At 37.7% G+C, this 12,010-nt stretch carries 8 protein-coding genes; all 8 read right to left on the reverse strand.

Annotated features, from left to right (window positions below; translation table 11 throughout):
* Window positions 1-31 precede the first annotated feature (31 nt).
* Window positions 32-1,429, reverse strand: a complete 1,398-nt coding sequence (gene ahcY, locus CER18_RS00360; protein ID WP_100128134.1) for an adenosylhomocysteinase — start codon at window positions 1,427-1,429, stop codon at window positions 32-34.
* A gap of 580 nt (window positions 1,430-2,009) precedes the next feature.
* On the reverse strand, window positions 2,010-3,008 hold the full coding sequence (locus tag CER18_RS00365; RefSeq protein WP_100128135.1) for a complex I NDUFA9 subunit family protein: 999 nt from the start codon (window positions 3,006-3,008) through the stop codon (window positions 2,010-2,012).
* A gap of 43 nt (window positions 3,009-3,051) precedes the next feature.
* A complete protein-coding gene (locus tag CER18_RS00370) occupies window positions 3,052-4,371 on the reverse strand; it encodes a bifunctional folylpolyglutamate synthase/dihydrofolate synthase (protein ID WP_100128136.1) in 1,320 nt (439 codons plus the stop codon).
* Between the two features lie 4 nt (window positions 4,372-4,375).
* Window positions 4,376-5,296, reverse strand: a complete 921-nt coding sequence (accD, locus tag CER18_RS00375; RefSeq protein WP_100128137.1) for an acetyl-CoA carboxylase, carboxyltransferase subunit beta — start codon at window positions 5,294-5,296, stop codon at window positions 4,376-4,378.
* Between the two features lie 1,002 nt (window positions 5,297-6,298).
* The gene (locus CER18_RS00385; protein ID WP_100128138.1) at window positions 6,299-7,018 is read right to left on the reverse strand and encodes a sulfate transporter family protein; all 720 of its coding nucleotides are present in this window, start codon (window positions 7,016-7,018) and stop codon (window positions 6,299-6,301) included.
* Window positions 7,019-8,051: 1,033 nt separating this feature from the next.
* On the reverse strand, window positions 8,052-9,473 hold the full coding sequence (gene coaBC, locus CER18_RS00390) for a bifunctional phosphopantothenoylcysteine decarboxylase/phosphopantothenate--cysteine ligase CoaBC (RefSeq protein WP_100128139.1): 1,422 nt from the start codon (window positions 9,471-9,473) through the stop codon (window positions 8,052-8,054).
* A gap of 68 nt (window positions 9,474-9,541) precedes the next feature.
* Entirely contained in the window at window positions 9,542-11,128 is a 1,587-nt protein-coding gene (ubiB, locus tag CER18_RS00395; protein WP_100128140.1) for a 2-polyprenylphenol 6-hydroxylase, read from the reverse strand.
* 2 nt (window positions 11,129-11,130) lie between these two features.
* A complete protein-coding gene (ubiE, locus tag CER18_RS00400; RefSeq protein ID WP_100128141.1) occupies window positions 11,131-11,913 on the reverse strand; it encodes a bifunctional demethylmenaquinone methyltransferase/2-methoxy-6-polyprenyl-1,4-benzoquinol methylase UbiE in 783 nt (260 codons plus the stop codon).
* Window positions 11,914-12,010 lie beyond the last annotated feature (97 nt).

The following is a 12,010-nucleotide window of genomic DNA, read 5'->3' on the forward strand; positions in this document are numbered from 1 at the left end:
ATTTTTCCCTTTTTTAACCCAAGGAAGTATTTTAGTAACGGTAATGGTTTGGTTTATAAGGTCCTTGCGGTGTGACTCCAATATAAGCGGCTTGTTCTTCTGATAAAACAGTTAATTTTATTCCTAACCGATCAAGATGAAGACGTGCAACTTTCTCATCAAGATTTTTAGGTAAAACAGTAACTTCATTTTTATAGTGTTCTGCACGGGTAAAAAGTTCAATTTGCGCTAAAACTTGATTGGTAAACGAGGCTGACATAACAAAAGAGGGATGTCCTGTCGCATTACCGAGGTTTAACAAACGTCCTTCAGAGAGCAAAATAATGCGTTTTCCATCGGGAAAGGTGATCATATCGACTTGAGGCTTAATATTTGTCCATGGCAAATTTCTAAGGGCTGCGACTTGGATTTCGTTATCAAAATGACCAATATTTCCAAGAATACACATATCTTTTACTTGTCGCATATGCTCTAAACGGACAACATCTTTATTGCCTGTTGTTGTGATGATAATATCAGCACTGGAGGCAGCATCATCCAAATTAACAACTTCATAGCCATCCATAGCTGCTTGAAGAGCGCAAATAGGATCAATTTCTGTTATTTTAACACGAGCTCCAGCACCTGAAAGAGATGCCGCTGAGCCTTTTCCTACATCACCATAACCACAGACAATAGCTGTTTTACCAGCAATCATCACGTCTGTTCCACGTCGAATACCATCGACCAATGATTCTTTACACCCATATTTATTATCAAACTTTGATTTAGTGACGCTATCATTGACATTAATAGCAGGAAAAGGCAGAAGCCCTTCTTTTTGTAATTGATAAAGACGGTTTACACCTGTTGTGGTTTCTTCGCTTACCCCTTTAATTGCTGCGCGTTGTCGTGTAAAAAAACTTGGCGTTGCATCCATACGCTTTTGGATTTGTTTGAAAAAAATTTCTTCTTCTTCTGTTTTGGGATGCGAGAGGATATCTTTATTTTGTTCTGCACGACTTCCCATTAAAATATAGTTTGTAGCATCAGCTCCATCATCTAAAATCATGTTGGAAGGATGACCATCAGGCCATTGGAAAATGGCATCTATATAAGTCCAATATTCTTCCAATGTTTCTCCTTTAACGGCGAATACAGGAATCCCCGTTGCGGCAATAGCTGCTGCTGCATGATCTTGCGTGGAAAAAATATTACTAGAGCTCCACCGTATATCGGCGCCAATCGCTTTTAATGTTTCAATTAAAACAGCAGTTTGAATTGTCATGTGCAAGGAGCCAGAAATACGCGCACCACGCAAAGGTTGACTGGAGGAAAACTCCTTGCGACAAGCCATCAAACCAGGCATTTCAGTTTCAGCAATATCAAGTTCTTTACGACCATAAGCGGCAAGAGTAATATCTTTGACAACAAAATTTTGAGCTGTCATTCTTTATTCCTTTAAAATCAATTTTTGCAAAGACGGTAGGAGAAATTAAAAAAAAATGCAAGATAAGAAGAAGACTTCTTTATGTGAAAAAGCTCTTTTAAAAATTTCCAGAGGAATACCTTTTAAAGAATAAAAATGATGCATTGCTTCATAGTTTTTATATCGATTTTTTTACGGGGTAATCAGAAAGAGTATACTCTTGTTCTATTCACTCATACGGTTGTTTAAAAAAGGCATTATGATCTTTTTTCATTTCATTATTAAGCTTTAGCAAAATAATATAATGCAAAGCCATATGTTGTTGTATTTATATTTATGAATAGACAATACAGATCCAATTCTTCTGAATTTCAATGCTATATCTGCTCTTGCATAAAGACAATTTATAAGAAGTGTTTTTTCTTGTTTTCAATGATTTTTATCAAAAGACTATCAATATATGAGAAAACATTTTTCGTCATACTGAATGGAGCATTTAAAATATAAAAACATCAATCTATTGAAAAGTCTGATTTTAAAAGAGCGAACAACAAGCTATGAATTATAAATCAAATAATTAACACAGTTTTGGGAGATTTTTTTAGACAAGCAAGTTTTGGGAAAATTGACCATGTGGACGAAATCTCCAGAGATAACTTGGCAAGAATGCAGCCATTGCTCTAGGAGTAATTCCCACACCTTCTAAAGTATACCCATTTTCAATAGCTTCTTTAGAAACAATGTTATCCATTTGCAAAAAGCGTATTTGATTGACTGTTACAAGTGTTGGTATAAAAGGTAATTTACCGATTGTTCCCAAAATTTTTCCAATCAATAGACCGGCAGAAAGAGGCATAGATAGGATTGTTTTTTTACGGTGAATAACTTTGAGTATATTTTCAAGAGCATTTTGGAAGGTGATAATCTGAGGACCACCAAGATCATAATTTTTTCCCCAAGCAACCTGTCCATCTAAAGCGCGTGCGATAAACTCGGCAATGTCACCAACATATACGGGTTGCAATTTACTTTGTCCCCCTCCAAAAAGAGGCATAATGGGTAAGAAACGTGATAAATCTGCTAAAGTATTAAAGAAACAATCCTCTGGTCCGAAAATAACAGATGGACGCATAATAATTGCTTGAGCATGCTTGTTATGAATGATTTGCTCGCCCATAAATTTAACACGTGCATAAAGACATGAAGCACTTTCGTTAGCAACAAGCGTTGACATATAGATGAGTGGAATACCAGCTTCTGCTGTTAATTCAGCAACATTGTAAGTACCATCAATTTGTGTGCTTTTAAAATTCGATTGATTTGCTTGTTTTAAGCTACCAGGCAAAAACACTGCCGCATCAGCTCCAAGCAATGCGCGTGCAACAGATGCACGATGCTTTATATCTGTTTTAAGCATTTGGGTTTGCCCTACTTCTCCTATTTGGAGCATGTAATAAGCTTTTTGCGGACAACGAACAGCAATACGAACGCGATACCCCCGCTTAGTCAAAGTTTCAACGACATGGCGACCGACAAAACCAGATCCGCCAAAAACGGTAATAAGTTTAGGGTGTTGATAAAGTGCACAATCAAATTGCATGATTAAAAAGTCTGTCTTTCAAAGCTTTAAAAAGATTCAATTTCTAACACGGTGGTGTTTTATTGTCACGCAAAATATCGCCTGCAAGATAAAGGGACCCCCCAATAAGAACGATTGCCTCTTTATATTCGACCTTAATTTTATGCAAAGCATCTTGTAGGTGCGCTTGTGGGATAGAAAAGATTCCTGCTTTTTGGGCTGATTCAGCTAAATTTATTGGACAGATACTGGCATTATTGTCAATAAGCGGTATCGTATATACTTTATCGACAAGGTTCGCTAAAGGACGAAAATAACCCACAGCATCTTTGGTATTGATCATGCCAGCAATCATAATAATGGGACGATCTGTTTTTTTTCTCCATTGGGTAAGTTCTGCCGCAATAACCTTTCCAGCAGCAGGATTGTGACCACCATCAAGCCATACATCAATATTAGGAGACAGTTGATCAACCAAATGTCCTTGGGTAAGATGTTGCATTCGTGCGGGCCAATAAATATTTTTTAAAGCATCATTAATGACTTGTTCTGAAAGTTGAAAACCTGCTTGATAGACGGCTTCAAGAGAAGCACCAGCATTGGCAATTTGGTGATCTCCAATAAGGTTAGGAAGGGGAAGATCCATGAGACCTTGATTGTTTTGAAAAACCATACGGCCATGTTCTTTATAGCTTTGATAATCTTGATCAAATAGAGAATAAGGTGCTTTATTTTTATCAGCAAGGGATATTAAAGTAGCAAGAGTTTCTTCATGGGCTTGCTTACCGATAACTACCGGAACGTTTGGTTTGATAATTCCTCCTTTTTGAAAAGCGATTTGAGCAATTGTGTTTCCCAGAAAGTTCTCATGATCATAATCAATGGGCATAATAAGCGATACTGCTGGTTTGTGAATGACATTTGTAGCATCAAAACGTCCTCCCAACCCAACTTCTAAAATGACAGCATCAGCTGGATGTATACTAAACAGCATAAAGGCAGCGGCTGTAAAAATTTCAAAAATAGTAATCGGCTCTTGACGATTGATTTTTATAATTTCACGGATTGTTTCAGCCAGTAAGCTCTCTGTAACAAGTTGACCACCTCCTTTTTGGCCTAACCGGCAGCGTTCATTCCAGTTGACGAGATGAGGTGAACTATAGACATGAACACAGTATCCAGCACGTTCCAAAAGAGCACGACAAATTGCTGAGGCAGATCCTTTGCCATTTGTTCCAGCAATGTGAATAACAGTGCCAAGTTTTAAATGTGGATTACCAAGACGCTCTAAAAGGCGAACAATACGTTCTAAAGAAAGATCAAATTTTTTCGGATAGTTTTTCAGTAGATCATCTACGACCTTTTGTACTTGGCTTGGTTGCATGAATTTAGGCTGCTTTTGTTTTAGAAAGCGATGTTTGAGAATCTGTTGGGGAAGGAGTGGAAGGGGTAACAACAGCAGGGCGTTTCATCATTAAGCGTAAAAGACGTGCAATGGTCGTTTTCATTTCTAAACGCGATACCACCATATCAACCATACCATGTTCAAGCAGATATTCACTACTTTGAAAACCTTCTGGTAGAGTTTCGCGTATCGTTTGTTGAATCACACGTGGACCAGCAAAACCAATCATAGCACCGGGTTCGGCAATGTGAATATCGCCAAGCATGGCGTAAGAAGCCGTAACACCACCAGTGGTTGGATTGGTCAAAACAACGATATAGGGAAGTTTTGCTTCTTTCAGCATTTCAATCGCTACTGTTGTACGGGGCATTTGCATCAATGAGAGTGTTCCTTCTTGCATGCGTGCACCACCAGAAGCAGCAAAAAGAACCAAAGGACACTTTTCAGTAATGGCAGTATCAAAAGCTTTGATAATAGCTTCCCCTGAAGCCATACCGAGAGAGCCACCCATAAAGGCGAAATCTTGAACGGTTGCAATAATTGGTAAGCCTTCAATAGTACCGCGTGCACTTAAAATATTGTCATCAACCCCAAGTTTAGAACGATAATCTTTTAACCGGTCAATATAGCGTTTTTCATCGCGAAACTTTAAAGGATCTGTCACAACTTTTGGATTTTCAAGAGCTGTATAGACACCATCATCAAAAAAATGCATGAGACGATTTTTGGCACTGATACGCATATGATAGCCAGAATTAGGAGCCACAAATTGATTGTCTTCTAGATCTTTATGGAAGATCATTTCACCACTGGTAGGATCTTTAATCCATAGATTTTCTGGAATTTCACGGCGTCCCAATATAGAGTTAATTTTAGGACGAACATAATTTGTAATCCAGTTCATCTTTATAGCCTTCCTTTAAATATTACACATCTTTTACATGAATTGAAAGAATATAGAACTTAAGCGGTTATATTTGCTTTTCCGGCTGAACAAACGGGTCTATTTAATACTTTTATCCATGCTCGTATAGCTCTAATCCCATTGTTTTTTATTTTTAACAGTTCTAATGTCATAAAAATCATATGCACGAAGAGTATTCCCTATAACAAATTTCTCAGAATTTGTAAGAACTTACATGTTTTTATTCTTTGACCTTGGTATTACAACTTACCTCTTGCGCTGGTTTACACACGGCTTATTTTCTTTTAATAAAAACGACTCTCCAATTAATCAATAATATCAACAGTCTTAAAGCCAAGAAACCTTATAATATAAAACCTTAACAAGGTAATACGTATCCATTAAAGATAATGGATACGATAACGTCATGTTAGCGAAACGCTAACAGCAGAGCAAGATTTTTTTCAAAAGACCTTCTTAAAGCGTGTGCGCTTTGTATAAAATTAAAGCGCCCCCAAAATATCATTTTTATTTGTGTATCCACGTATTGCTAAATTAACAGTTTTACGTATTCTCAAAATTCTCTTATGATAGTGCCGATGAAGAGTATATTCCCCTCCATGAAAGACATAAAATTTATATACTCTACCATTTTTACTGAAATAAAAAGGATAAACCGATATTCTCATACTGTTTGAGTTTCCAATGTGATAATAAGTCTCACACTGAGAGGGGGCATGAGAGTATTTTATACCTTTTTAAAAGTGCTTTTATCCACACGACTGCCCTCTATTTATGACATCTCAACAAACGATTTTAATTGATTCAATATGAATGGGTGAAAATAAGAAAGCTTTATAATATTGAGTTCTTTACGCGTGCCATAAAACGGTAAATTATCATTATAAATCAATATATTGATTTAAAAAAGGTAAAACATAAAATTTTATATTATGCTTTCTTTGGTTGGCAGGCTTTGTTAAGTTTAAAATTCAAGGAACATTATTTTTGTGTGATGCGTGCCATGGTTTTTTGGGAAAGCATTTTGTGTAAATGTGTCATAAAGGCAGCTGCAAAAAGTGGTGTAGCTAGATTCAGAATGGGAATCGAAACAAAAACCGCGATCAACAATCCAGCGCCAAAAACCGTTGTATAATGAGTATACAAAAAAGCACGTGCATCTTGCTCTGTCCGAAAACGGTAAGCAGCAAACAAGAAATATTCATGACCAAGCAAATAACCATTAATAAAATAAAAGGCAATCAAATTAACACCTGGTATGAAGAATAAAATAAAAGCAATTCCATTCCCAAGAAGGCTTAAAATAACAAATTTAAAGGAGAGGATAAGAGAACGTCCAAATGGCATAGCTTGTCCAATAGGCTCATTTGGATAATCTTCTTTTTCAATGATTTCAGCAGCAGAGTCAATGAAAAAACCACCTATCATAGCTGTGATGGGGGCAATAAAAAAAGCCAACAAAAGAGCCAAACCAAGATTGAAGATGATAAGCATGCTAAAGCCTAACCAGCCTGCCCAACTTGGGAGCCCAGGAAGAAACTGAGAAGCCCAAGGCCAAAAATAAGACACAAAAAGTTGGTGCACACATAACCATAAAACGGCGAGCACAAAAAAAGTAACTCCCAATGCTTTCAATATCATAATGCTGTATTGTGAGGTCAGAAGACGTTGTAAAGCACGATAGGCAGCAGTAAAAATCATAGCTAATAAATTAAGGAAAGAAGCAAAAAAAACAAGAAATATATTTAAACGAATGTGTTGTATAATTTTTTCTTTTTTGAATTACAAAATCTATTTTCAATAACATTAAGGAAATACATCGATATTGTTTTGTAAAAAAGAGGATTTTTCAGCTTTATATATTATTAAAGTAAGGCTAAGTTTTTCTAGAATGGATAAAATAAAAAATAACGAAGGCTTCTTCGTTTAAAATAAAATTTAAATCAATAGAAATTTTGGGTTTAAAAAACGAGAAGAATGTAAGAAGCAGCTGTTGTAGAAAAACTTTTAAATATTTTTGTACAAATTTTAGCTGATTGCGTTTACATGATATATCTAAAAAAATTAAGCTGGTAAGAGATATTGAGGAGCAGTTTTTTTACTTCCATTTATCCTGTATAGCTGCCTAATTTCATTTATAGCTTTATTTGTTTTGTACGATCCCTAATATTCTGTACTTTTCGATCACTTGGCGTGGCACTTCTTGGCTTAGGTTTCTATTCAAAAAAATATTGAGGTTAATGGAATAAGGATAAAATTTACATATTCATTATGGAGATATTCTCTCAAAACTCGTCATACCCATGTCGCAACAGCAACATTCGTGAAATGGTATAAGGATAAAGATTCCATAAATACTATAAAACTTATAGAGAACCTCTCTTTACACTTAACAAAAGAGCATGCCAGCACCATTTCTTTACCTTCAATGTTGTGACAAGTCTTTAGTTCTCAAAACGGTTCATTATAGGGGTTTTTAGTCCTTTCTTAGACACTTAATATTCACGCAGTTATCTTTGCTAACGTGCAAGCAAAAGGCTGTGATTGATTCAATATACAGGGATTTGAAACAAGAAAACCTTACGATATTAGGGGGGCTCATTCAAGTTGAATAACGATAAATTATTATTATAAATTAATATGTTATTCAATCTAGACTGATAGACATCTTTATGTATTTCAAAAGTTGAGTTCTGATTTTATGAGATGCTTTAATAGGGTATTTGAAGAGTGATTATTTGAAATGGTGTATTTTTTCTTTATGGGGTTTAGGTGTTTGGGGGGTAAAGAATGATACGATCATGTTTGCTAATTTTTGCGCTACGTGTTGTTTACTCATAGGGGGCCATGGTTCAACTTTTTCTTTATTTACGAGATAAACTTGATTTGTATCAGCACCCATGACATTTGTGCCATCAGAGTGAAGAGAAACGTCATTAGCAAGAATGAAATCAGCACCTTTTTCGACACATTTTTTTTGCGCATTAGCAATGATATCACATGTTTCAGCAGCAAAACCAATGACCAATGAGGGGCGGTTTGGAGCGTGTCCAATCGTTGCTAAAATGTCAGGATTTTCGACCATATGCAAGGATGGCGGTGTTTTATGAGTATTTTTTTTAATTTTGTGTAAAGATTGCGTTTGACTACGCCAATCACAAACCGCTGCAACAAAAATGGCACCATCAGCAGGCAATGATTCTTGAACAATTTGTAACATCTGTTGTGCTGTTTCAACATGAATAGTTTTCACTTCTTGTGGATCTGCAAGATTAACAGGTCCACAAATCAGTGTTACTTTTGCTCCCAAATGCGCAAGAGTGGTTGCAATGGCGTGACCTTGTTTACCTGAAGACCGATTAGCAAGATAACGCACTGGATCAATTGGTTCATGGGTAGGGCCAGAGGTAACGATGAAATGGCGGCCAGAGAGAGGTTTTTTACGCACATCCAAAAGAGCCTCTATGGCAGCAACAATGGTTAAGGGTTCACTCATGCGCCCATAGCCTGTTTCGTCACGTTCAGCCATATTTCCGATTTCTGGTCCGATAATATGAACGCCATCTGCGCGCAATTGTGCAACATTGCGAACAGTGGCTGGATGCGCCCACATGGCTGGATTCATAGCAGGGGCAATTAAGAGTGGACAGCGTGCTGCTAAAAGGACGCAATCGGCTAGATCATCTCCTATGCCATGGGCTATTTTTGCTATGCGATTGGCTGTAGCAGGGGCTAAAATAATGAGGTCAGCATCCCGTGCTAGTCGGATATGTCCGATATCGTGTTCTTCTTCGCGTGAAAATAAATCGGTATATACAGTACGACCGTTGAGAGCTTCAGCAGTTAAAGGCGTAATAAATTTTTGTGCTGCTTTTGTCATAATAATGTTTAAGTGTGCTCCACGCTCTTTTAAACGACGAATGAGATCAAGCGCTTTATAGGCCGCAATACTTCCACCAATAATAAGAAGGAGTGATTTTGATTGCAATGATTGCACTTCAATGGCACTTGCATGAGAGGGGAATGTAGTGAAAGTGGTGGGATTACTTAAAAGACGGCGCGCTTCTTCCTCCATAGAAATCCCATTTTGCGCAGCGCGTACACGCAAAGCTTCTTTAATTTCAGGAGACAAGTTACGAATAGTAATACTGGCCATAAAATACCTCCAAGAAACAAAATGATTGCAATGATTTCATTGTTGATATTTTTAGCATATTAAGAAGATTAGAAAAGATGAAAAAAGTAAAAAGTGAAAAAAACGCAACAAAGCGCAATGATAAACAAGCTATAACGACCATAGCGATTTCTACGACTTTGTTCAGTAGCAAGTTGTTTGAGGGTAGCTGGAGAAAGATTAACCCCTGTTGTTTTCATTTGATTAAAATCTTCTTCTATACGTTGGAAATTTTGTACCAATTGTGGTGTTTTGCGTGCCAGCGAAAGGAGAGCCTGCGCTCCTTCACTAAAGTCTTTTGCAACGCCTACGGGTCCTAAATTTTTACTAATCCATTCTCTGACAACGGGTTCAGAAGCTTTCCACATGTTAAAACTGGGGTCTAATGTGCGGGCAACACCCTCTACGACAACCATTGTTTTTTGCAGTAATAGAAGTTCAGGTCGCGTTTGCATGTCAAACAGTTCAGTGACTTCAAACAACAATGTGAGCAATTTAGCCATGGAAATGCTTTGTGCTGATTGTCCATGAATTGGTTCACCAATCGCACGATTGGCTTGCGCAAAGCTTTCAATATTATGATGTGAAGGAACATAGCCTGCTTCAAAGTGAGCGCGGGCTACCCGATGGTAATCGCGCGTAATAAAGCCATAAAGGATTTCTGCAAGAAAATGCTTTTCCTTTTTTCCAAGCCTTCCTGTAATGCCTAGATCAACAGCAACAATACATCCATCTGAGTCTACAAATAAATTACCAGGATGCATATCGGCATGAAAAAAACCGTCACGCAATGTGTGGCGTAGAAAAGACTGAATAAGCGTAATGGCAAGAGCCTGTAAATCAAAACCTGCTTCTTTGAGTTTGGAAATTTCGGATATTCTTATACCATCAATCCATTCCATGGTAAGAACATTCCGCCCTGTCCGTTCCCAATCAATACGTGGAACCCGAAAACCTGTATCCTGTTGAATATTTTCAGCCATTTCAGATATAGCGGCTGCTTCTAAGCGTAAATCCATTTCAAGGCGTGTCGTTTGTGCTAAAGTATCCACCACACGAACAGGACGGAGTCTTCGGGAGGCAGGGATATAACGTTCTTGTAAACGCGCAATGAGATAGAAACCTCTAAGATCTTTAGAAAAACGTGCTCTGATATTGGGACGAATGACTTTTACAGCACATTTTTTCTTATGACCGGTTTCATCAATATATTCAGCAGGATGAACCTGAGCAATAGAAGCAGCGGCAATAGGGGGATAAAAATTGACGAATAAATCATCAATAGAGCGACCAAGAGAACTTTCAATTTGAGCAATAGCGGCGGTGCAAGAAAATGTTTGGACACGATCTTGTAGCTGTGACAAATCGTCTGCAACATTCCGTCCGACAATATCAGGTCTTGTGGCAAGAAATTGACCAAGTTTTATGTAAGAGGGTCCAAGCTTATTGATAGCATACGAAATATTTTCAGATCGCTGCTTCTTTTTTGTTTTGCGTCGTGCTAATGCACGCGCGATACGATGACATAATGCTGGAAATCCTCGAAGGTCGTCATGAGGCAGAGCACTTAAAACACCTTCACGTGTTAAAATCCATCCTGCACGCATCAATTGAAAGTAAGGAGAAATTTGCACCATTTTTAAATTTTCCAACCTGAATGCAGTGCTGCAATCGCACCGGTGAGATTGCGATACGATACGCGCGAAAATCCTGCTTGCTTGATCATATGGGCAAAATCATCTTGTTTAGGAAATTTGCGAATAGATTCAACCAAATAACGATAAGCATCGCCATCATTTGCAATAAATTGACCTATCTTAGGGATAGCATGGAAAGACCAAAGATCATAAATTTTATCGAGCCAAGGCATCTCGACATTTGAAAATTCCAAACACAAGAAACGCCCACCATGCTTTAAAATGCGAAAAGCTTCTCTAAGGGCTTGATCAATATGAGGAACATTGCGAATTCCAAAAGCGATCGTGTAAGCGTCAAAGCTTTGATCTTCAAAAGGCAAATGTTCTGCATTGGCTTCAACAAAATCAATCAGGGGGGCAAGACCATTTTTTTGTGCGCGTTGTTTGCCAACACTGAGCATGGAGCCATTAATATCAAGCACCGTAGCATGGACTTTTTGACGTGAAGCATTAAGGATGCGAAAGGCAATATCACCGGTACCACCAGCGACATCAAGAACTTTCCAATGAGAAAGCGCCGGTGGAGAAAGCCATGCAACCATAGAATTTTTCCACACACGGTGTAGCCCTAAGGATAAGATATCATTCATCTTGTCATAATTTTCAGCAACAGAATGAAACACACCATCGACCATGGATTGTTTTTGTGTTTCATCAACTCTTGTAAAACCAAAGGAGTGCTCCATACCACCTTTGGTTCCTACACGTTCTGTTTCAGTTGCCATATATATGACCTTCCTTATTTTTTTATCGTAAATGAAATAGAGAGGTAATGTTCAAATACGAAAAAACAACGTATAAAACTGCGACGTTTATACAGCC

The sequence above is a fragment of the Bartonella tribocorum genome (assembly GCF_002777915.1).
Lineage (GTDB): Bacteria > Pseudomonadota > Alphaproteobacteria > Rhizobiales > Rhizobiaceae > Bartonella > Bartonella tribocorum_A.

Coding starts and splice junctions, on each gene's coding strand:
- accD (WP_100128137.1), bottom strand. CDS start 5,296: ATGAACTGGATTACAAATTATGTTCGTCCTAAAATTAACTCTATATTG.
- CER18_RS00370 (WP_100128136.1), bottom strand. CDS start 4,371: ATGCAACCAAGCCAAGTACAAAAGGTCGTAGATGATCTACTGAAAAAC.
- coaBC (WP_100128139.1), bottom strand. CDS start 9,473: ATGGCCAGTATTACTATTCGTAACTTGTCTCCTGAAATTAAAGAAGCT.
- ahcY (WP_100128134.1), bottom strand. CDS start 1,429: ATGACAGCTCAAAATTTTGTTGTCAAAGATATTACTCTTGCCGCTTAT.
- ubiE (WP_100128141.1), bottom strand. CDS start 11,913: ATGGCAACTGAAACAGAACGTGTAGGAACCAAAGGTGGTATGGAGCAC.
- ubiB (WP_100128140.1), bottom strand. CDS start 11,128: ATGGTGCAAATTTCTCCTTACTTTCAATTGATGCGTGCAGGATGGATT.
- CER18_RS00365 (WP_100128135.1), bottom strand. CDS start 3,008: ATGCAATTTGATTGTGCACTTTATCAACACCCTAAACTTATTACCGTT.
- CER18_RS00385 (WP_100128138.1), bottom strand. CDS start 7,018: ATGATTTTTACTGCTGCCTATCGTGCTTTACAACGTCTTCTGACCTCA.